Consider the following 23,887-nt stretch of genomic DNA (forward strand, 5'->3'; position numbering starts at 1 on the left):
ATTATATGCATAAAAATAAACATATATTAATTGGTATATGTGGAGGTATAGCCTCTTACAAGTCAGTTTACATAGTTTCTAGTTTGGTCAAATTAGGATACAGCGTCAAAGTTGTAATGACAAAAAATGCAACTAAATTTATTACTCCATTAACTTTAGAAACCATTTCTAAGAACAAAATAATTACTAATTTATGGGATTTAGACCATAATGAGGTTGAACATATAAAAATTGCAAAATGGGCTCACCTAATTCTTATTATTCCTGCTACTTACAATACAATATCTAAAATTGCATCAGGAATTGCTAATGATGCATTAACTACAATAATATCTGCAAGCACAGCTCCTACTTACTTTGCAATAGCAATGAATAGCGCAATGTATTCAAACCCTATTTTAAAAGAAAATATAAAAAAGCTTAAAACTTATCATTATAAATTCATTGAGCCTGATAAAGGATTTTTGGCTTGCTCATCAAATGCTTTAGGGCGCCTTAAAAATGAAGACAAAATTATAAAAACAATATTGAACGAATTTAATCAAAAAGATTGCCTAAAAAATAAAAAAATACTTATAACAGCATCCAGAACTGAAGAATTAATAGATCCAATTCGCTATTTTTCAAATACATCAACAGGGAAAATGGGATTTTGTTTGGCAAAAGAGGCTATAAAGCTAGGAGCTCGGGTTACAATTATTACAGGGCCAACCAATGAAAATGGACCTGAAGGGGCCAATATTATAAAAATAAAAACTGCAATGGAAATGTATAGGGAAGTTCTCAAAATATATAATAAATTTGAAATAATAATTGGAACTGCAGCTGTTGCCGATTTTAGGCCCAAACACATTTTTAATAGTAAAATTAAGAAAAGTAAAAAAAACAGATTGTATGTAGAGTTGGTAAAAAATCCTGACATAATCCAACACATAGGACATAATAAGCTTAAAAACCAAATTGTTGTTGGATTTTGCGCTGAGGATTCTAAAAATTTAATTCAAAAAGCTAAAGAAAAATTAAAAAAGAAAAATTTAGACTTTATTATTGCAAATGAACTTAAATATTTTGGTTCAAGCTTAAACAAAGTTTATATAATAAATAAGCAAAGCACAAAAGAGTTACCAGAAATGAAAAAATCAGAAGTAGCTAAAGAAATTTTAAAAATTTTGTACTAAGACTGTTTTAGCAGTGTATTAATAATTAATAATCTTTTAAAAGCATCTTAATATATTCGGAGTTCGTTTCGCTTTTAATTTTTTTAAGTTTATCAGAAAGTGATGAAGATTTATTATAAATAGCTCCTTTTAATGCAAAATGCCTTAAATCAATATTTTTACTGTCAATTATTTTAGAATAAAAATTATCAAAATTACCCTTTTTACCAGCCAACATTGAAGCAATGCCTTTTAAAACATTTGAAGGCCTATTAACATTTTCTTTGTTAACAATTTCTAAAGCAATTGACAATGCTTTTAGAGGATCTTTATCTAAAAGGTAGCTAAACATTGAGATTTTAAAACTATTATCAATCTTGAAATCAAACATTATGTTTTTAATTTCAATACCCCCAAGATCCATATCAATTAAAGCCTTAGCAGAAGCCTCCCTAACTTTAAGAGATGGATCGCTTTTAACCTTATAAATCAAAATATCTCTTGCTGAAGAATCCTTATGTCCTTTAATTGCATTAATAGCTTTAAATCTAATATTATCATCAGAATCTCTTAAAAATCCTTGTAAAATCTCTTTGGACTTCAAAGAAGGATCTTTAGATAAAGAAGCAATAATAGCTAATTTAACATTTAAGTTGTTGTTATTACTCTGAAGATATAAATCAGCATTTATAGTCACTTTATCTGGAGAAAGATATGATAACGCTTCGATCGCAGCAGCCTTAATTGATGGACTCTCGTAACTATCTAACGAAATTTCATAAATTCTATTTTGATAATCAAAAGCAGCCATTTTTCCAAGAGCAATAAGTATTTCTCTTCTAGCACCATCATTTCCAGAATATTTTTCAAAAACATCCATCATATTTTTAGAATACTCAAGAGAATTAAGCTCTCCTAGATAATAGGCCGCAATAGATACCACATTACCCTCTTTATTTTCAAGAATCTCAATAAGAGTTTTTTTTAATTTTTCCTTATCATCAAACTCCTTAAGATACGAAATTGCTAAGCCAAATAAAGCACTTGAATATCTTTTGCTCTCATAATTCTCAAGAATATAATTTGCTGTATCAATGCCTCCTGAATACTTAAGAGAAATAAACAATTCAAGTATTTCCTTTTTAATATCGACATTAAAGGTTTTGTCAAGTCTTTTTTTAAGAGGAGAATTATATTGACTGTCGCTTGATTTTTTAAGAGCTTTTATAATGTTTATAACCTGGCTATCAAGTCCATAAAGAATTGTATCATTAACATACTTGACATCTAAACCAACATTAGAATAATTCTCACCCTTAGAAGAATTTTCTATCTTAAGCCTATTTTCTGTAATTTTGGGCAACAAAGGAGGATTTGGAGGAGTTGGAGAGTTGACATTTTGAGCATATACATTTAAAATGAGAAAAAAAAGTAAAAAATTTAAGTATTTCATAAAACATCCTTCCTAATAAACCTAAAAAGTTTATTTATTCCTAAAATATAATAACAAATAAATAAAGTAAAAATACTAACAATTCCTGCCGTAATTAAAAAATAAAGATTTTTAAAACTAAAACCCACATCCCACTGAAACTTTTCAAAAAAGAAATAAATTAAATACAAAGGAAAAAGTGTAATAATTGACTTTAGAAGAACGAATAAAATTTCAATTAAATCAATTTTAACTCCACTTTTCAGTATTATAAAATAAAAAACAATTACACAAATCATAAAAGAAATAGATTGAGCCAATGCCAAAGCATTCAAACCATAATGCTTAATACCAAAAATAGAAAATAAAATATCAAGAATAGAAAATAAAACACTGAAATAAAATGGTGTTTTTGCATCACGAATAGAAAAATAATATTTTTGAAAAAAACTAAACATCGAATAAAAAAGTAGGCCTAAAAGAAAACATTTCAAAACATCCACTGTTTTTTGAGTATCATAAATAGAAAACTTACCTCCCATAAGCAATAAATTTAAAATATAATCAGACCAAATAAACATCAAAAAAGACACCGGAATAAAAATTAACAATAAAATTTTAATTCCATCCACTAAAAGGGTATTTAATTTTATATTATTTCCCACAACAGCATACTCTGCCATTTTAGGAAAAATTACCGTTGCAATAGAAATATAAAAAATTCCTACAGGAAGCTGATAATAAACTATAGCATTACTAAGAATAGAAACACTTCCTATGTCAAGGGTAGATGCTAATGCAAATGCAATCTGCTGAGTAACAATTGAAATAGAAAATCCAAAAATCATACGAACCCATCTACTTAAAAAATTTAAAAATACCTTTTCTCTAAAATAAAATGTTGGCTTAAAGACAAAACCAATCATAAGACAATTTACAAACGGAATTAGAAATTGTAAAAAACCCCCAAAAATTACGCCAATAACAGCACTATATATTCCAAAACGGCCATAAAATAAAAATATGCTCAATATTATTCCAAAAGAAAACATAATAGGTGAAAATGAAGGAATAAAAAAAATTTTATATGAATTTAAAACAGATATAAAGATTGATGATAAACTTATTAGTAAAATATATAATACCAAATAACTAAATACAGAACTTGCAAAAATTAAGTTTTCTCCCCTATAATAAGACAAAAAATACATAATAGACTTTGCAAAAATAATCATGACTAAAACAATTAAACCAATAGCAATAACATTAAAGGTTATAACGGTTCTAAAAAAAGAAACAGCTTTTTCGTGCGATTTATTTTTTTCACATGTAAATTCAGGTAAAAAAGCTGAAGTCATTGCGCCCTCTGAAAGAATTTTGCGCAAATTGTTAGGAATATTGAAAACATAGTTAAAAATATCAGCATCAAGATTTGCGCCAAAATAATAAGAGAAAATCTTTACCTTTACAAACCCCATTATTCTTGAAAAAAAGGTAGAAATCATGACCAAAACTGTAGAAATAACATATTTATTCATCAAAATTTCCCTCTTCATACTTTTTTAAATATGAAGTTCTAAAGTTTAAAAAATTATCATTTAGAATTGCGGTTCTAATCTTTGAAATCAATCGGAACATATAGTGAATATTATGCTCACTTGCCAAAATTATTCCAAAAAGCTCTTTAGATTTTATCAAATGTCTTAAATATCCCCTTGAATATCTTGTACACAAAGTACAGCCACAATTTTTTTCTACCGGAGAAGTATCATCTTTATACTCTTTTCTACCAATGCGCATTATTCCATTATCTGTTAAAAGAGATCCGTGTCTAGCAATTCTTGCAGGATTCACACAATCAAAAATATCAATACCATAGTATATAGCATCAAGTATGTAATGGGGAGTACCAATGCCCATTACATATCTTGGTTTTTCTTTTGGTATCAATAAAGAACTATATTCAAGAATTTCTAAATATTTTTCTCTTGGTTCTCCAACAGAAATGCCTCCGATAGCAATACCTGGACTGTCTAATTCTAATATATCATTAATGCTTCTTTGTCTTAAATCTTTAAAAAAGTTTCCCTGAGTTATTAAAAATAAAAGCCCGTTGTATCCCTCTTTTTTGTTTTTATAAGCCTTGAATGTGCTACGAGCCCAATTGGTTGTAATATTTGTATATAAATTGGCTTCATTATAATCAATCCCATAAGAACTACAAATATCAAGTGGCATAATAATATCGCTGCCAAAAATTTCTTGCATAGCAAATACTCCCTCAGGAGTAAAATAATGATAAGATCCATCTAAATGAGATTTAAAATGCACACCTTTTAGATCAATTTTTCTCAGACCAGAAAGAGAAAACACCTGAAATCCACCAGAATCGGTTAAAAAATTTTTATTCCAAGTTGTAAAATTATGAAGACCACCATATTTTTCAATAGTTTTAATGCCCGGCCTTAAATATAAATGATACGTATTTGCAAGCATTAAATTACATTCTAACTTCTCAAGAACAGCATGCTTTAAGCCTTTCATTGCTCCTAAAGTACCAACTGGCATAAAACAAGGGGTATCTACTCTACCATGAGGAAGATTTAGAAATCCAACCCTTGCATTAGAATGTTTGTCATTCTTAATTACGCTAAACATATAAATATCCTAAACAATTATTATATATATTATTTCCTAACAATCCTATAAACAAGAAAATTGATAATCAAAAAAAATACAGTTGTAAAAGAGCTTGCCACATATATATGTAAATAACCAAGATCTGCTAAAAAATTAAAAATTACAATAGAAATGACATAAACAACAGCAAATGCAATGCTATTTAATAAACTGAGTATAAAAATATTTTTTTTAAGAGCAAGAGCAATAAACCCAACAGTAAAGCTAAGAAGGATTAATCTAAATGAAAAGAATACTCTATTTAACAAATCGAACAATGCATCAGAATAATTTAAATGTTCACTTTTGAGAAAACTTATCCAATTAATAAGTTTAGTAAAATTTAATGCCTTTGATGACAGCATCACAGTTCTTATGTAATCAGGCTCTAGCTTAATAATTCCTGTCCCATCAAGAATATCATAGGCATTCTCCTTGATTTTTTTACCAACCTTAACAAACTCTCTAATACCATAAAGCCTCCATTTATTATCTTTCCATTCAGCTTTATCTATATCATACCTTGTTTGAAACTCATCTTTACTGTCTTTGATTATAATCATTAATTTGGAAAAAGCATTCTCATTAATATCGTAAGATTTAATATTATAAATTTCTCTAGCAAGATCTCTAATTATTATAGTTTTATCACTAGATCCACTATTACCAATGCTATTCTTAATAAGAAGATCTCTTCTTGCTACAGTATCTATTACTAAATAATTATCAAAAAAGAAAAGAACAAATGAAATAAATAAACTAATCAAAATGATTGGTCTTAATATCCTGGTAAGCGAAACTCCGCAACTAAAAAGACCTATTATTTCATTTCTCATAGAGAGATTACCAATAAGATTGGAAATAGCAAAAAGAAAAGATAAAGCTACTCCATCTGAGAAAGCTTTTGGCAAATACAAATAATAAATATAAAGAATATCTTTAAAGCCAATATTCTTTTCAAGATAACTGAGAAGATTAACAAATAAATCACCAAGTATAATTAAAATCATGAAAAGCAAGTTCATGGATAAAAAAGTAAGAATGATGCTTTTTACAAAAAGCTTATCTATTTTCATTTTTTTAATAATCTCAAAAAGAGAATTGCTCCTGCAATAATTAAAATCAAATTAGGCAAAATGGTAACAATAATGGGATTCGGTGCATACTGAACGGTATAAACTTTTCCACCAATAAACATTACCCAATAAAAAACACAAATAATAATTGAAATTACAAGCTCAAGAATAATAGAATATTTCCTATTAGAATACATTCCCATTGAAAAAGCTAAAAAAATGAAAAATAAAACTGAAAGTGGCAAACTAATTTTTTGATAAAATTCAAGATTAAACAAAGCCAAATTCTGCTTCATGCTTTTATCTTGATAGGGTTTAAAATTTAAATTTAAATTATGCATGTAGTTTAAATTTTCAAAGACATAAGACTCATCAATATAATAGTTTTGATTGTATAAATGATTTAAATAAAGATTTGAAAAATTTAAACTTAAAAAGTCCCCTTCTAGATTATTTCTTATATTTGAATCTGCAATTAAATTATTTTGCTTTTTAATTAATTTTATAACATCTCTCATGCTCATTTGCGAAGGAGTTACATGATTTAATAAAAAACTGTCACTAAATGTAACCTGATCGATTGAATATTTCATCTTATCTGCATAAAAATAATCATAAAATCCACTCTCGCTATCTGTTAAAGCAATAGATATAACATCATTTAAAATAAAATAAACTTGAAAATTTTCTTTTCTAATATCAAGATTTTTTGCCATAAATATTCTATCAAATCCCTTAAGCCTAGTGTTATCAAAAAAAGTTACATTTTTATAACCATTTTCCGATTTCTCACCAGAAACAAAAATTAAATCTCCATATTGTTTACTTGAATAGGGTTTTAATACTAAATGGGGAACTTCTTCTTTTATTTCATTAAAAATTTTTAACCTACCAATAGATCCAAGTGGAAGTAAAATATCATTAGATATGAAAGATATAAAAACAATAACTACTCCTAATTTAAAAAATGGGAAAATCAAATCAAAAATTGATATCCCAATTGAACGAAAAGCTAAAATTTCATTATTAATCTTGAATTTATGAATAGTGAGAATTACTGAAATCAAAGAAGCAAAAGGGGGAGAAAGGGCAATTACCATAGGAAGAGAATATATGATAAAAATAAAAGCTTTTAAAAAGGGAACATAATTTTGAAGAAGTATTCTCATAAAGAATAAAATTTGATTTATAAAAAATACGAAAAAGAAAAATAAAAAAGTAATTAAAAAATATTTAAAAAATTCAGTAATTATGTAAGACTCATAACTGTTTTTTAATATTTTCATCTACAAAAACCAAACCGTTATTAAGGGTGCCCAGTATGACATAATTTTCAAACCTAGAAACTTTTATTAAATTCAAATTAAGAAGTCCATTATTAGGTCCAAAATAATCCCAATTCTCATTTTCAGAGTCATAAATCAATAACCCATGATCAAAGGTTGCAAATAGCAACTTTTTATCTTTAATCTCCATATCCATAAAATAATTAACGTCAATATTGTTGGCAATAACGTGCTTTTTATAGCTATTTTTATTTAAATTTAATTCGAAAAGACCCCCGCCATATGTTCCAATAAAATAACTGTCTTTATATCTTTTTATAAAATTAATATTTTTTTCATTATCATTTTTGCTAAAAAAATCCAAATGTTCAATCTTCTCTAAATTATCGACATTAATGCTATAAATAGCCTTGTCAACCGTTCCAACTAACAATAAATTTTTTAAATTGTCAAAGCACATTGAAGAAATTTTATTAGATCCAAGCGGTATATTTTTCCACTTTTTTAAATCATAAAACCATAACCCAGAATTTAAAGTACCAACAAATATTCCATTTTTAACACCAAGCAAAACTTGCACATTGCTAAAATCAGCATTATCAGGAACATTTATTTGCTTTAAATCACCATCAATATCATCTGTATAATAAATAACATTTTTTCCCCCAATATAAATTGTTCCATTATAATCTGAAAAACCCTTGATACCATTTAAAAAAATGCTTTTTTTATCTTTAAGATAGACTCTATAGTTATTTTTTTTAATATCATACCTTAAAAGCCCACCCAATATATTAGTTACAAATATATTTCCATTAAAAACAAATATATCAAAAACGCTATTATCAAGAAATCCTAAAGATTCTAAGTTTAAATGGCTTACCCCAAGTTTATTACTTAAAAAATCATAAATCTCTTTATCATAACCTGAGATAGAAAATTCATCAATCTCTTTAAATACAGAAATTGCATCTGATTTTTCTTTAATAAGATATTTCAATTCAGCTGATCTTAAACTAGCGTGAGAATATTTATAATCTTTTAAGAAGAGGTCAAAATTATATTCAGAAAGATCATAAAAACCATTCTCATAATTCACATATCCAAAAAACAAATTTGCCTTAGCTAATAATTCTCTGCCATGCTGATTTTCACTAGCTACTATTTTATTTAAATAATAATTAGTCAAACCAATATTTTTTTGGGCATAACTTTCCCTAGCTTTTTTAAAATAAAAATTATTTTCTTTTAAAAAAGCATTGCTAAGAAAAAAAGATTCATTGTCTTTTAATCCCATTAAATAGTCTCTTTTAAAGGGGATTTCATTAGGAACACTGTCATCACCAACAATAACTACTTCTTTTTTTTTCTCTCCAAGATCACTAATATGAGAATCTTGAATAGATTTATTTGTAGTAAGACAGGAAAAAAATAAGACAAAGCATATAAGACAACCTTTAAATAAATTATTCAAAACAAATTTCATATTAATTTTAATAATCTTTATCTCTAACAACTTCAAGATCAATTTTTCCAAATTTATCTATATCAATTATTTTAACTTTAATTCGCTGACCTTCTTCTAATTTTGGAGGGCGAACCAACCCTACATTACCCCTTATATTATCTCCACCACCAAATTTGGAATATCTATTGCCAGTCCCAAATCTTCCAGAACCATACTTGCTGTCTCTAGATTTCAATCGAGTACTTAAAAATCCTTCCTTTGTAGGAGTAAGTTCAATAAAAGCTCCAAAGCTATTAATCTTTTTAACGATTCCTTCATAAATTTCACCTACCTTTGGTTCCCTTACAATACTCTCTATTCTTTCTTTAGCCTTTTGCATCTTAAAATCATCATCACCGAAAAGAATAATTTTCCCATTTTGTTCAATTTGAACCTTAACTTCAAATTCATCTGTTATAGCCTTAACAGTTTTTCCAGTAGATCCTATTACAAGAGATATCTTATCAATATCAATTTGCAGTTGAACAATTTTGGGAGCATACTTAGATATACCAACTCTTGAATCTGAAATTACAGTATCCATGACAGACAGTATGTGCATCCTACCTATTCTTGCCTGCTCAAGAGCATCCCTCATTAAATGCTTAGTAACATTTTCAATTTTAATATCCATTTGAAATCCAGTGATTCCATTTTTTGTACCAGCCACTTTAAAGTCCATATCACCTAAATGATCCTCTTCTCCAAGAATATCACTCAAAACTACATATTTATCTCCTTCACTAATAAGCCCCATGGCTATTCCTGCAACTTGTCTTTTAACAGGAACTCCTGCAGACATTAAAGACATACTTCCAGCACAAACAGTAGCCATTGAAGAAGATCCGTTAGATTCCAAAATTTCAGAAACTACCCTAATAGTATAAGGAAAATCGTTTTTTCCAGGAACCATTGATTCTAAAGCTCTTTGGGCTAAATGACCATGACCAATCTCACGCCTACCAGTCATGAGCCTACCGGTCTCACCAACTGAAAATGGGGGAAAATTGTAATGAAGCATAAAATTAAGACGCTTGTCGCCATCAATATCATCCATTATTTGTTCATCAATGCTCGTGCCAAGAGTAGTTACTGCTAAAGCCTGTGTCTCTCCTCTTGTAAAAAGCGCAGATCCATGCGTTCTACTCAAAATATCAACTTCTGCAATAATATCTCTTATCTCATTAGGAGTTCGACCATCTGTTCTAATTTTATCGTTAAGAATAGAATTTCTAACAATCTCTCTCTCAAAATCATCAAAAGCTTTATAAAAAAGAGACTCATTACTATCAGTCAATTTCTCAAGAGAAGAAAAATGCTCATAAGATTTATTTCGCAGTAAAGCTATAGCTTTATCTCTATTAAGCTTTCCCTTAACAAAACAAGCGTCTTTAAGATCAGTATAAATAAAATCCTTAAGCTCCTCTTTAAATTCAAATATTTTTTCTTCAAAAGCTAAAGGAAGTTTTTCCTTCTCCCCTACAATCTCTAAAAATTCTTTTTGAGCATTGCAAATTTGTTTAATATATTCATGTGCACCGTCTATTGCTGACAGTAAAATATCCTCACTAACCTCATTAGCACCACCTTCTACCATTGTAATTCCATTTAAACTTCCAGCAACAACAATATCAAGATCAGAATCATGAATCTCTTCAAAAGAAGGATTTACTATAAACTCACCATTTAAATAAACCATTCTAACAGCTGCAATTGGACCATTAAACGGAATATCTGATAAAAAAACTGCCGTAAAAGCAGCATTCATTCCAACAATATCAGGGGGATTGAGCTGATCTGTAGCTAAAGTCGTAGGAATTACTTGAATCTCTCGACCAAATCTTTTATCAAAAAGAGGTCTCATTGGTCTATCTATTAATCTGGAAACAAGTATTTCTTTATCCTTTGGCTTTCCTTCTCTTTTAATAAATCCTCCTGGAATCTTACCGGCTGCATAATATTTTTCATTATATTCAACAGAAAGTGGAACAAAATCTAAATCTTCTCTAATATTGTTTGAACAACAAACAGTTGCAAGAACTGAAGATCCTCCATAAGTTGCAAGAACCGATCCATTAGCCTGTTTAGCCATAAATCCCGTCTCAAACACTAACTCGTCTCTACCTATTTTCAACTTTAATATTTTCCTCAAAATTCAACCTCTTTTTATTTTCTAAGACCAAGTTTAGATATCAATATTCTATAAGCTTCTAAATCTTTCTTCTGATAATAGCGCAATAAACTTCTCCTTTGCCCTACCAACTTTAACAACCCCCTTTTTGAACTATGGTCTTTTTTATTTGTCTTTAAATGTTCAGTTAAATACTTTATTCTACCTGTAATAAGTGCGATCTGAACTCCAACAGAACCAGTATCACTTTCATTTTTCCCAAATTCAGAAACTATTTTTTGCTTTTGCTTTTTATCTATCATAAAGCAACTCCTATACCATTATAGCAAAGCTCTAACAAACCTCTTGCTATAATTTAAACTTACTATGATAGATTATAATATTTTTTCTTAAAAATCACAAAAACAATTTACCTTGCTAGGTTATTTTTAATAATAAATTATTAAATTTTTTAAAAAAACAAATATAAAATTAAAATATAATAACATATTTATATTTATTAAAACCTATTCCTTCAATGACCGCTAATATTTCACCTTCTCTGGATTTTAAAATCTTAAATTCATTAATATTGATTTGAACTTCAATGTAAGCCCCATTTTTAACAAGATTTATTTTACTAGAATCAATATAAACCCTTTCAAAGCTGCTTAAAGATTCTAAACTAATCAAGGAGGCTTTACTCAAATTTTTACACAATGTAGAATCTTTTAATCTAAACATACCTACTTTAGTTCTTTTTAAATTACTAACATATGCGCAAGAATTTAAAGAATAAGCCAAATCTCTTGCAATACTCCTAATATAAGTACCTTTTGAACAAGTAATTTTCAAACTAAGTGAAGAAGAACTAAAGTCGTAGCTTAATCTTTGGATATCATAGACATTTACTCTTCGTTTTTTAATTTCAAAAAACTTTCCATTTAAAGCAAGTTTATAAGCCCTGATACCATTAATATGAACAGAAGAAAATCTAGGGGGACTTTGATAAATCTCACCCACAAAGTCTTTAAGCTTTAAATCTATATCCTCTAAACTAGGGATATAATCCGTTTTATTAACTATTATTCCATTTGGATCAAGAGTATCCGTTTCTAATCCAAATCTAAATTCTGCTACATACTCTTTATCCAAAGAAATAAAATAGCTTGCAAGCTTCGTATATTTCCCTACAAGAGCAATTAAAATTCCACTTGCAAATTTATCAAGTGTGCCAGCATGCCCAACATGATTTGTATTAAAATATCTTTTTATAGGAAAAAGAGTTTCAAAAGAAGTTTTGCCTTGTTCTTTGTTAATTAAAAGGAATCCATTTTCCAAATTTAATTCTCTCTTGCAGTATTTAATCCTTCAATTATTTTATTAACATAAAATGATTTAGAGAGAGAATCATCCTTAACAAATAATAATTTAGGAGTACTTCTAACTTTAATTCGCTTAATAATTTGACTTTGAATAAATCCCTTAGCATTATTTAAGGCTTTAACTGCATTGTCCAAAGAAGCACCTTCCTTGATGGAACCCATAAACACTTTAGCATTTATCAAATCTTTTGAAAATTCTACTTTAACCACGGTTAAAAATGAATGAATTCTGGGATCTTTAATTCCCCTACTCACTATTAAATTGCCAATTTCTTGAGCAATAAAACTCTCGAGTTTAAACTTTTTTATACTCTTATACATAAACACATATAAATAAAGCAATACTAAGCTTTAAAAGTTTTTTTTATCTTTTTTACCTCAAATGCTTCAATTATATCTCCTTCCTTAATATTAGCATAGTTATCAATCATAATACCACACTCATATTGCTCAGCAACTTCTTTAACATCATCTTTAAATCGCTTTAAAGATGAAATTTTGCCAGAATGAATCTGTAAACCATCTCTCATCACATTAGTAATTGCATCTCGTTTTATTAGTCCCCGAGAAACATAGCAACCAGCTATTACCCCAACTTTAGGGACATTGATTACAGCCCTTACTTCAGCAAAACCAATAAATTGTTGCTCAACATCTGGTTCAAGCATGCCCTCAAGAACTGACTTAACATCACTTATAGCATCATAAATAACATTATACTTTCTAATCTCAACCTTTTCCTGATCTGCAAGTATCTGGGCTTTTGAAGTAGGTCTTACATGAAATCCAATAACAATAGCATCGCTTGCTGAAGCAAAGCTAATATCTGTTTCAGTTATTACACCTGCTGATGAATGCACAACTCTTACTCTAACTTCATCGTTTGTTAATTTTTCAAGAGAATTTTTTAAGGCTTCAACTGAGCCTTGAACATCTGCTTTTAAAATTATTTTAAGCTCTTTAAGTGCTCCTTCCTTGATTGAATCATAAAGATTTAACATGGTAACTTTCTTTACATTTTTAGAAGATTCATATTTTTTAAGATCCTGTCTTTTTGAACTGATCAATTTTGCTTCTTTTTCAGTTTTAGTTACTTGAAAAGGATCCCCAGCTTGAGGCATTGAAGAAAATCCTAAAACACTAATAGCTTTAGCAGGGCCAACACTCTTAACAGAAACACCCTTGTCGCTAATTAATGCCTTAACTTTACCATAGCACGCTCCACCTACAAAAGAATCTCCTATATAAAGGGTTCCATCCTCAATAATAACAGAACAAACTATTCCTCGCCCCAAATCAATCTTGGCATCAAGTACTTTCCCAATAGCTCTTTTAGATGGGTTTGCCTTTAATAACATCATATCGGACTGCAAAAGAATCATATCAAGAAGTTCAGAAATTCCTATATTTTTAAGAGCAGAAATCAACACAAAAATAGTGTCCCCTCCCCAATCCTCAGGTACCAAGTCGTATTCTGAAAGCTGATGCTTAATCTTATCAGGATTTGAATCTGGTAAATCAATCTTATTTATAGCAACAATAATCGGAACATTTGCCTCTTTTGCATGATTAATAGCCTCAATGGTTTGAGGCATAACACCATCAATTGCCGACACAACAAGAACAACAATATCTGTAACTTGAGCCCCACGACTTCTCATCATAGTAAAAGCTTCATGGCCAGGGGTATCTAAAAATGTTATTTCTCGACCATTATAAACAATAGTATAAGCTCCAATATGTTGAGTAATACCGCCAGACTCTGTTTGATTTATGTCTATATTTTGAAGCACAGAAAGTAGCTTTGTTTTACCATGATCAACATGTCCCATTATTGTGATAACAGGAGGCTTTTCAATTCTTTTGCTCTCATCTTCAACTTCTTCTTCTATAACCGTTTCATCATAAATAGAAACAACATTGACTTTTGAACCATATTCTTCAACTAAAATGGTTGCAGTATCAGAATCTATCTTTTCATTAATAGTCACCATTACGCCCAAAGCCATTAATTTGGCAATCAAATCAGAAGATTTTAAATTCATCTTTCTTGCAAGATCAGAAACAGTAATGCTACCCATAATGTCAATTGATTTTGGAATAGGGTTGGCTAAATTTTCTCTTTTCTTTTTTTGAAGTTGTTCAAAAACCTTTTGTTCAATTGTTTTGCTCTCAGTTTCTGCTTTTTTTCTCTTATAGCTTTTTTGACTTTCTTGCTGTTGTTTTTTCTTCTCACCAAGCTTACGATTTAACTCTTTGCTATTCTCAGAATCTACTGACGACGCGCTGCTAACAATAGGGGGAACTTTAGCTTTTATAACTCTTCTAAAAGACATGGAAGAAGTAGTATATTTATTTTGAGAGTTATTTTTAGAAACATATGTTTTCTTCGTCGACACTTGATATTGAGAGGGTGAACTGTCTCTATTTTGTGAATACCCACCAGTTCTGTTGCCTCTATTTTGTGAATATCCACCAGTTCTGTTATCTCTATTTTGTGAATATCCGCCAGTTCTGTTATCTCTATTTTGTGAATATACACCAGTTCTGTTATCCCTGTTTTGTGAATACCCACCAGTTCTGTTATCCCTGTTTTGTGAATACCCACCAGTTCTGTTATCTCTATTTTGTGAATACCCACCAGTTCTGTTATCCCTGTTTTGTGAATATTCTACTTTGTTGCTATGCTTATCTAAATTAATAGAACTATTTGAATTATTTTTACCGCTTAAATCGTTATGCGTTACGATCTTTACTACCTTCTTTTTCAGCTTAATAATCTTAATCTTTTTGCTATCTTCATTTTTAATATCATCAATATTTTCCGACAAACTTACTCCTCCTCAAACTCAAAGCTAAGCCCTATTTTACACCCCGGACAGGAGGTCATATTTTCATTAATAACAACGCCACATTCAGGACAAAGAAGTTCTTCATCTTCTTCTACCTTTTCCATAGACTCATCATTTTCATTAGCAATTATTATCATTCCCTCTTTTAATATTTTGTTAATTTCTTCTTGCTTTTCATAACTTACTCCAAGATTAAAAAGCACTTCCTCATCTGCCTGTAAAAAATTGTTAATATCATCAAGTCCCTCTTTTGATAAATTAGAAATCACAGAAGAATCAAGTAATTTAAGATCACTTATTTTGCTGATATCCTCAAATTGTTCCTCTTCAACAACATCTTGCATAACTTTATCAAACATTTCGAGTGTTTCTTGCTTAAACTCCGAATTAGCTTTCATTTCTGCAAATTGACTGCTAGTTTTAACATCAATAGCCCAGTCAAGAAGTCTATTGGCAAGTCTGACATTTTGTCCCATTTTACCTATAGCAAGGGAAAGTTGATCATCGCTAACAACTACTAAAGCCTTATGTAAATCCTCGTCAAGAATATAGACATGATCTATCTTAGCAGGAGTCAAAGAATCCTTTATAAATTCTTTAATGTCTTTACTGTAAGGGATAATATCAATTTTTTCTCCTTCAAGCTCCTTAATTATAGATTGAATTCTGACTCCTTTTTGTCCTATACAAGGACCAACAGGATCAATCTCTTCTTTTTCAGAATAAACAGCGACTTTAATTCTGTACCCCGGATCACGAACTATTTTATGAATCTTAATAATACCTTCTTCAATTTCAGGAATTTCAAGTGCCAAAAGCTCTTCAATAAACTTTGGATGAGTCCTAGAAAGGATAACTTCAATACCATTTTTACCCTTTTTGACATTATAAACCAAAACTCTAATCTTATCATTAAGGCTATAAACCTCTCTTGGCGACTGATACTTCTTAGGAATTATGCCATCCGTATTGCCAAGATTGACATAAAGATCGCCATTTCTATTCTGTTGAACATACCCAATAACAACCTTATTTAACTTACTTTTAAATTCTGATAAAATCTCATTATCCTCAATTCCTTGCAAATCATTTTTGGTTCTTTGTTTTGCAACCTGAATAGAAAGTCTATCAAAAACCTTAGGATTAATTTCAATGTAAGCATAATCACCTTCTACAATATTTTCCTTTGAGATATCTTTTTCTAATATTTCAAGTAAAGAATCTTTCACCTCTTCTACAATTTTCTTTTTTGCATAAACAACTAAATCTCCCGTATTATCATCAAACTTAACAAAAGCATTCTCATTGCTTCCAAAGTACTTTTTATAAGCTATCAAAACTGATTCTTTAATTGTTTTTCTAATAGACTCTATACTCATACTGCGATCATTTGCAATACTTACAATCATATGTCCCGTGCCCTTTATCATCCAAACTTCCTCCTTAAACTAATCTAGCCTTCTTAACATCGCTATAAAAAACATTTAATTCTTTGCTTTCTGTTTTAAAAATAAAGCTTTTTGATTTAGATTCTAATATAAAACCCTCTTCAAATTCATTGTCTAGCATTAACTTAATCTTTTTACCTTCAAAAATTTGGAACTCTCTATCACTTTTTATTTTTCTGTCTATTCCGGGTGTAGAAAGTTCCAAAGTAAAACTATATTCAAGACTTGCTTCCAAAATTAATAAAATTATCTTATGTAAATCAGTCAGCAAATCAATACCTAAAGAAAAATTTTTACTATAAAGAACTATTTGAATTTTTCCACCATTTTTATTTCTAAAAATATTAACTTCTAATATTTCAATATTTAAACGTTCTGTTAAATTTTTTATCAAATTATAAACTTCATTATTTTTGTCAAAACATTTAATCAACTACATTCCTAAAAACAATAAGGTTCTTTTTAAAGAACCTTATTAAATACATAACTAAATCTTAAGTCAAGGTTAACACTTAGAAAAAATAATGTCAATATTAAACCAAATCATAAGATTTAGCCAAAGAAAGCCTTATAACTTTATGAGCTCCAAATTGTATAATAAAGTCTTCACAAATACACATAGATGTTCCTGTAGTAACAATATCATCAAGCAAAACAATCTTTTTAAATTCAAAATTTTTATACTTTGATCTTAATTTAATTTTATTTTCAAGATTTCTAAATCTGAGGGTCCCTCTCATTAACTTCTGACTTTTCCCATATTTTCTTGAAAAAATATTTACATAATTAAAACCTAAGCGGTTTAATAAAATACCAATATATTCCATGTGATCAAAACCATAAAATAATTTTCTTTTAAAGCTACAAGGAACAGTTACTATTTGATCAAAATCAATATTGCTTAAACATTTAGCAATTCCATTTGCTAAAAATCTACCAATTGCTTTTTGCCCATCTCTCTTATAAGACAAAATTAGAGATTTATAATGCTCTTTATATTCAAAAAAATAAATTAAATTCTCACCACATTTAATTTTAAAATTAAAAAGTGACTTACATTGGTCGCAAAGAGCATTAGAAGATACATATCTTTTCCTACAAAAAACACAAAAAGGCAAAAATATACTCTTTAGAACATTTAAATAGCTCATACTAACTGGACTGAGAAATAACTTTTAAAACAATTTGATTTAATAGTTCAATTGATTGAAAAGGAGTAATATTATTAATATCTATATTAGAAATAAAATTTTTTAACTCTAAATACTCATTTAATTTAATATTAACATCAGTATCATTTTTCAAGGCCTCTTTATCATGACTATCAGAAGAAATATAAGGAAGAAATTCTAAAAAAGAACTACCCTTTCGACTTAACAAACTTTCTAGAATAGAATTAGCTCTATCTATTACTTTTAAAGGAAGTCCTGCTATTCGAGCAACATAAATCCCATAAGAATTAAGAGATGGTTTTTCTTCAATTTCTCTTAAGAAAACAAGATCATTGCCTTGCTTTTCAATTTTCATTGAAAGATTAATAAAAGCTTTATGATTAATAGCCGACAGTTCATGAAAATGTGTGGCAAACAAACTTCTAGCTCTAATATACTCTAAAATATATTCTATAATAGAATAAGCAATGGCAAGCCCATCATTTGTACTAGTACCTCTTCCAACTTCATCCATAATTATTAAACTCTTTTCCGTTGCATTTCTCAAAATATTAGCTGTTTCGTTCATTTCAACCAAAAAAGTGGATTCCCCTTTAGCAAGATTATCACTTGCTCCAATTCTGCAAAAAATTTTATCTGTAATTCCTATTAAAGCCTTAGAAGCTGGGACAAAAGAACCTATATGTGCCATCAGAGTAATTAAAGCCACTTGACGCAAATAAGTTGATTTGCCTGCCATATTAGGACCAGTAATTAAGCAAAAATACCTTTCCTTATTAATCCTTACAAAATTTTCAGTAAAGATTTCGACGTTTTTCACATAATGTTCAACAACAGGATGTCGAGACTTCTCAAGAAAAATTTCTTTATCACTTGTCAACACGGGTCTTTTATATTCATTTTTTTTTGCCAAATAACCAAAATTAGCAACTAAATCAATATATGCTAAAAATTCTGAAACCTTCTTAAGAACTTTATTGTGCTTAACAACATTTGCTGCTATTTCATCAAAAATTTCCTGCTCAAAAGCAACCACACTGTCTTCAGCATTATTAATATCCACTTCAAGAGAAATAAGTTTTTCTGTTTTATATCTTTTTGCAGAATTTAAGGTTTGACTTTCCATAAAATACGATGGCACTTGAGAATAATTACTCTTTGTAACCTCAAAAAACAATCCCCTATTATTAGTTTTTCTAATCTTTAGATTATTGATTTTGCTAAGAAGTCTCTCTGATTCAAGATATTCATCAATATATTTATTTGCATTAATCTTTAAATCTTTTAAATTATCAAGCTTTAAATTATAACCTCTTTTAATAAGCTCATCAGATGAACTTGAAATTGCACTATTTATCAAAAAACAAACTTTAGAAAGACTATCCTCTTCAAACTTATCAAAATTCCAATAATCAAAATTATGCTTGTCAAATAACTTTTTTACCAAAAAAAATACAGAAAGGGCTTTTTCAATAAATAAAAAATCTTTTTTAATATATCTTTTCATCTGAATCCTAGATATTATTCTCTCAATATCCCATATATTAATAAAAGCTTCTCTTAAAGTCATAGTTAAGCTAATATTTTTGTAAAAAAATTCAACATGATCTAATCTAGTATTAATATCAGAAATATTTAAAATTGGATTTAAAATAAATTCTCGCAAAAGTCTCTTTCCCATTGCAGTTTTGCAATCATTTAAAACAGAATATAATGAATATTGAGAAGAAAAGTCATTATTATTTTTTACAAGTTCAAGATTCACTTGAGTTACGTCATCAAGGAACATATAAGAAGAATCATTATTAATATCTATTTTATCAATATTGCTTAATAAATTTTTTAAATTATTTTTTATATGATTTATGATTAGAAAAATTGAAATGTAGTAAGGTTTATCCTCATCAAATCCAAGAGAACTTAATCCAAGTATGTTAAAATGCTCCTTTATTGTTTTTATTGCAACATCCTTATCAAGATGCCAAGCAGGAACCCTGTTAATTAAAAACCGACTAAGATTAAGCTTCTCTAAGTATTGATAATAAAAGTTTTCAGAAACTATTATCTCTTTAGGAGAGTATTTCTCAAGATCCCTTTTAAGTTTTTCAAAAAAGCTATTCTCATAAAACATTATTCCAAGACTAGAAGTAGATAAATCTATATAAGAAAACGAATAATAATTTTTATAATCACTAATAGCAACTAAATAGTTATTAACATCATCATTTAAAAAATCTTCATCAACAATGACACCTGGGGTTATTACCTCAACAACTTCTCTTTCTAAAGGCCCCGTAGAAGTAGGATTAGACACTTGCTCACAAATTGCAACTTTTTTATCAAATAAAATTAATTTTCTTATATATTCCTTACTAGTATGGCAAGGCACTCCACACATTGGAACATTTTCTCTTTTTGTCAATGTTAAATTAAGAAGCTTACTTGCCTCAATTGCATCGTCAAAAAACATTTCATAAAAACTTCCTACTCTGAAAAAAATGATAGCGTCTTTATATTTTTTTTTTATATCTAAGTACTGCCTCATCATTGGGGTAATATTTTTTTCCATATGCTTCCTAAATAATATTGAATTATAATTGATATTATAAAATAAATATAATTCAATTAAAAAGAAAGAATATAAAATGAGAAAAAGACTATAAAAGTAATATTTTCATGCAATTATACATAATCTAGTTAAAAAATTTTTAATTTTAATTACAGCTTTTAAAAAAAGCAACACTTTAAAGGAGAAATCTTAAGGATTTTTATTATCCTTTTCCAAAAGATACTTAACAACACTATCGGTTATATCAACCGTGCTGTTATGGTAAAGAATATATGGATTATTTTTTTTCATAATCAAAGAAAATCCATTAATCTCTGCAACATATTGAATACCATGAAGTATTTTACTTAAAGATTCACTATTATTGTTTAAACTATTAATATTAGCCAATCTTTGCTGTTCTAAATTATTCTTTGCTAAACTAGACAATCTCTTTAGCTCATCAACTTTCAAATTATACTGGTTTCCAAAAGATCTTGCATTGTCTAAATCATTATCAGCAATCGATTTATCATACATCTGTCTCAAATTCTTAAGCTCTAAATTTAATGTATTTATTTGTTCTTGATAGCGATTTTTTATTTGATCAAGATTAGCCTTCAATTGAGGATTTAAAACTTCAATCACAATTCTATCAAAATCAACAATGCCTATTTTAATAACATCTATCGAAAAAACATTAAAAGATAATAAAAAAAACAATGGTAAAATCAAAAAAAACACAAATTACTCCATAGTACTATATCAATATCTCATCTCAATTCCTAAGAAAAATTTAAATCCAGAAAAATATTTGTAATAACTGTTAACTGTATCATTATCAAAATAAAAAGGATAGGCTATTACAAAAGACAGTGGCAACTGAGGCAAAAGACTTCTGATTCCAGTTCCCCAGCTAAAAGCAAAACTACTAAAAGGTCTAAATAAAGAATTTTCTTGCCCTTCTAAAGAATAGGAAGCGAAATCTATAAAAAAAACATCCCAAACTAAAATATTTTTCAACAAAGGGATAGACACTTGCACGGTATTTACAAAGGAACTGTAAATATTTTTCAAAATCCCCCAACCTCTAGCCTGCATAAAATTTTCACTAAGGACTATGTGGTGATGGGGTTGAATTTCAATTTCAAAACCATTACCAAGAGGAGGAAGTATATTTGAATAGACGCTCCTTAGGGTTAAAATAATATCAAAATAAGGAGTAAACACGTCCTCATACCCTAGGAGAGAAAAATACCTCTCAAAGGTTGTAGCAGATTTAACAAAATGACTCTGACCAAATAAAAATCCGCCAAAAAAATCAAACTGCTGTTTAAGCAAAAATCCATTATTAGATAAAGAAGTGGAATTTCTTGTATCCCAAGCTGCGCTCAAACTAAGAGAATTTTCAAATCTCAAAGTTTTGTAATTATCTCTTAAATAATAATTTGAAGGTCTGTTAACCTCATTATCATAAAAAACATATTTTAAAGCGGTTTGCAAAGTGCCAAGAATAGTTTGTTTGCCAAGATAATTAGAAAAAGTATATCCTGTAAACCCTCCAAAACTAAGTTTAAGCAAAGAATAATTCATAGCATTAAAATCGGAAAAGCTTTTAGCATCTCGATATTCTTCCCAACTTGTAAATGGATCAGGAACTTCCCTTTTGCCAGAAAAAATAGGCCCATTAATATCCTGATAAGCAGTATTAACAGAATGTGAAAAGTCTACAAATCCACCCACAGTCCATCTTTTCTGAAAAAACCAATTATCTCTAAATGTCAAACTAAGACTTTGCTCTAAAAAAGATAAATTTAGCCTTGCAGCAAAATAATACCCTTCGCTCAAAAAATTAGAAAGCTCCCATTGCCCAAATATTGAGAATGGAAAGGAAGAATTTGAATTGCCTCCAAAATTCATACCAAATCCAAAATTACTTGTTGCTCGCTCCTCAATGTTTAAATTTATTTTCATAAGCCCTTCCGTATTACTTGGAACAATATCGGGGATTACATTTGAAAAATAACCAAGCTGCTGTAAATTAACCATGCCGATCTTAAATTTATCCAAACTAAAAACATCTCCCTCTTGAAGGGGAATCTCCCTAAGTATTACATGCGAAGCTGTATTTTTATTTTTTGAAACAGTAATAGATTCAATATGAGCTTTATCCTTTTCTGAAATTTTAATTAAAAAATCAACAAACTCCCCTCTTATCTTTTGTGAAGGAATAATTTCTGTAAAAATATACCCTTCCTTAAAGTAACTTTCCTTAATTTTGGTAAAATCCTGCTCAAATTTAGAATTATTAAAAATATCACCTTCCCTAAAGGTAATAAAACTTTTTAATTCTTCTAAACTAAAAACCGAATTGCCAAAAATTTCAAGCTTTCCAAATTTAAAAACATTGCCTTCTGAAATAAAATATTTCAAAAAAACTTCCTTTTCTAACCTTTGAGAACCCCTAAGAGAATCTTTAATATCAACAGTATTATTTATAATCTTAATATCAATATACCCATTATTTTTATAAAAAGATTCTAATTGCCGCTTATCCTTGTCAATATTACTTTTTAAATATTTACCATCGGAGAAAAGAGATACTACTCTTGATGCTAAAGATTTTCTCAAAGTGCTACTTTTAAAGCTTAAATTTCCTTCAAAGTCAATTCCTTTAATAATATATTTAGGTCCAGCTACTATATTAAAAATAATATCAACTAAATTTTCTTCTTCTTTAATTTCAAAATTTGCAGAAACCTCAAGGTATCCCATATTTTTATACATCTCTTCAAGCTTGTCAATACCTTTATTAACACTTGCAAGATTAAAAGGCTCATTGGTCTTAATATTTACCTTTTCAATAAGTTCACTATTCCAAAAAACTCTACTACTATCAAAAAAAACAACAGAATTAACCAAAGATTTTTCTTTTACAATAAATGTGATAAAAAGATCCTCACCATCTATTTTAAATATAGGCTTAATAAGCCCAGAAAAATAATCAAGAGAATAAAGCTCAATTTGCAATTTATCAAAAATTTCATTAGAATATGCCACACCAATATAAGGTTTCAAAATATTAATAAAATCCACCTCTTTCTTATTCTTAAGGCCTTCAAAATTAATAGCCTTTATTACTTTCCCTTTGTAATTTTCAACTTGACCAAAACTAAAAACAGTAAAAACCATTAAAAAACTTATAAAAACCAAACCTCTAATTGAACCCATCTTA

18 protein-coding genes are annotated in these 23,887 nt (G+C 28.6%); 1 reads left to right on the top strand and 17 read right to left on the bottom strand.

The features are described from left to right. Nucleotides 1-5: 5 nt before the first annotated feature. Nucleotides 6-1,178 (top strand): bifunctional phosphopantothenoylcysteine decarboxylase/phosphopantothenate--cysteine ligase CoaBC, encoded by a 1,173-nt coding sequence (gene coaBC / locus BLA33_RS00160; RefSeq protein WP_075226288.1) that lies wholly within the window; start codon nucleotides 6-8, stop codon nucleotides 1,176-1,178. Between the two features lie 25 nt (nucleotides 1,179-1,203). Here the strand turns inward: coaBC and BLA33_RS00165 are convergent, their stop codons facing one another. The 17 genes from BLA33_RS00165 to bamA form a co-directional block, all read right to left on the bottom strand. Then, a complete protein-coding gene (locus BLA33_RS00165) occupies nucleotides 1,204-2,610 on the bottom strand; it encodes a HEAT repeat domain-containing protein (protein ID WP_075226289.1) in 1,407 nt (468 codons plus the stop codon). Further along, nucleotides 2,607-4,127 carry a murein biosynthesis integral membrane protein MurJ gene (gene murJ, locus BLA33_RS00170; protein WP_075226290.1) on the bottom strand — a complete coding sequence of 507 codons (1,521 nt, stop codon included), beginning with the start codon at nucleotides 4,125-4,127 and terminating at the stop codon, nucleotides 2,607-2,609. Before murJ ends, BLA33_RS00165 begins: the two co-directional genes overlap by 4 nt. Then, nucleotides 4,120-5,247, bottom strand: coding sequence for a tRNA guanosine(34) transglycosylase Tgt (gene tgt / locus BLA33_RS00175; RefSeq protein ID WP_075226291.1), 1,128 nt, complete (start codon nucleotides 5,245-5,247; stop codon nucleotides 4,120-4,122). Before tgt ends, murJ begins: the two co-directional genes overlap by 8 nt. Nucleotides 5,248-5,276: 29 nt before the next feature. Beyond that, nucleotides 5,277-6,344 carry an LptF/LptG family permease gene (locus BLA33_RS00180; RefSeq protein WP_075226292.1) on the bottom strand — a complete coding sequence of 356 codons (1,068 nt, stop codon included), beginning with the start codon at nucleotides 6,342-6,344 and terminating at the stop codon, nucleotides 5,277-5,279. Continuing rightward, nucleotides 6,341-7,630 carry an LptF/LptG family permease gene (locus BLA33_RS00185; RefSeq protein ID WP_029346642.1) on the bottom strand — a complete coding sequence of 430 codons (1,290 nt, stop codon included), beginning with the start codon at nucleotides 7,628-7,630 and terminating at the stop codon, nucleotides 6,341-6,343. Before BLA33_RS00185 ends, BLA33_RS00180 begins: the two co-directional genes overlap by 4 nt. After that, nucleotides 7,605-9,116, bottom strand: coding sequence for a ligand-binding sensor domain-containing protein (locus BLA33_RS00190; protein ID WP_029346644.1), 1,512 nt, complete (start codon nucleotides 9,114-9,116; stop codon nucleotides 7,605-7,607). The genes BLA33_RS00185 and BLA33_RS00190 overlap by 26 nt, the downstream gene beginning before the upstream one ends. 7 nt (nucleotides 9,117-9,123) lie before the next feature. Beyond that, the gene (pnp, locus tag BLA33_RS00195) at nucleotides 9,124-11,289 is read right to left on the bottom strand and encodes a polyribonucleotide nucleotidyltransferase (protein WP_029346645.1); all 2,166 of its coding nucleotides are present in this window, start codon (nucleotides 11,287-11,289) and stop codon (nucleotides 9,124-9,126) included. A 14-nt stretch (nucleotides 11,290-11,303) separates the two neighbouring features. Next, nucleotides 11,304-11,570, bottom strand: a complete 267-nt coding sequence (gene rpsO, locus BLA33_RS00200) for a 30S ribosomal protein S15 (RefSeq protein ID WP_004793474.1) — start codon at nucleotides 11,568-11,570, stop codon at nucleotides 11,304-11,306. A gap of 169 nt (nucleotides 11,571-11,739) precedes the next feature. Further along, complete coding sequence (gene truB / locus BLA33_RS00205; RefSeq protein WP_029346646.1) at nucleotides 11,740-12,588, bottom strand: tRNA pseudouridine(55) synthase TruB; 849 nt, start codon at nucleotides 12,586-12,588, stop codon at nucleotides 11,740-11,742. A gap of 2 nt (nucleotides 12,589-12,590) precedes the next feature. Then, the gene (gene rbfA, locus BLA33_RS00210) at nucleotides 12,591-12,953 is read right to left on the bottom strand and encodes a 30S ribosome-binding factor RbfA (protein ID WP_029346647.1); all 363 of its coding nucleotides are present in this window, start codon (nucleotides 12,951-12,953) and stop codon (nucleotides 12,591-12,593) included. A gap of 23 nt (nucleotides 12,954-12,976) precedes the next feature. Beyond that, nucleotides 12,977-15,463, bottom strand: a complete 2,487-nt coding sequence (gene infB / locus BLA33_RS00215) for a translation initiation factor IF-2 (RefSeq protein ID WP_075226293.1) — start codon at nucleotides 15,461-15,463, stop codon at nucleotides 12,977-12,979. A 2-nt stretch (nucleotides 15,464-15,465) separates the two neighbouring features. After that, entirely contained in the window at nucleotides 15,466-16,914 is a 1,449-nt protein-coding gene (gene nusA / locus BLA33_RS00220; protein ID WP_004793513.1) for a transcription termination factor NusA, read from the bottom strand. A 13-nt stretch (nucleotides 16,915-16,927) separates the two neighbouring features. Then, nucleotides 16,928-17,365 carry a ribosome maturation factor RimP gene (gene rimP, locus BLA33_RS00225; RefSeq protein WP_029346649.1) on the bottom strand — a complete coding sequence of 146 codons (438 nt, stop codon included), beginning with the start codon at nucleotides 17,363-17,365 and terminating at the stop codon, nucleotides 16,928-16,930. Between the two features lie 100 nt (nucleotides 17,366-17,465). After that, complete coding sequence (locus tag BLA33_RS00230) at nucleotides 17,466-18,083, bottom strand: amidophosphoribosyltransferase (RefSeq protein ID WP_029346650.1); 618 nt, start codon at nucleotides 18,081-18,083, stop codon at nucleotides 17,466-17,468. Between the two features lies 1 nt (nucleotide 18,084). Continuing rightward, the gene (gene mutS, locus BLA33_RS00235) at nucleotides 18,085-20,673 is read right to left on the bottom strand and encodes a DNA mismatch repair protein MutS (protein WP_029346651.1); all 2,589 of its coding nucleotides are present in this window, start codon (nucleotides 20,671-20,673) and stop codon (nucleotides 18,085-18,087) included. Between the two features lie 189 nt (nucleotides 20,674-20,862). Then, nucleotides 20,863-21,396, bottom strand: coding sequence for an OmpH family outer membrane protein (locus BLA33_RS00240; protein WP_004793924.1), 534 nt, complete (start codon nucleotides 21,394-21,396; stop codon nucleotides 20,863-20,865). A gap of 21 nt (nucleotides 21,397-21,417) precedes the next feature. Continuing rightward, nucleotides 21,418-23,883, bottom strand: coding sequence for an outer membrane protein assembly factor BamA (gene bamA, locus BLA33_RS00245; protein ID WP_075226294.1), 2,466 nt, complete (start codon nucleotides 23,881-23,883; stop codon nucleotides 21,418-21,420). Nucleotides 23,884-23,887 lie beyond the last annotated feature (4 nt).

The organism is Borreliella garinii, assembly GCF_001922545.1.
Taxonomy (GTDB): domain Bacteria; phylum Spirochaetota; class Spirochaetia; order Borreliales; family Borreliaceae; genus Borreliella; species Borreliella garinii.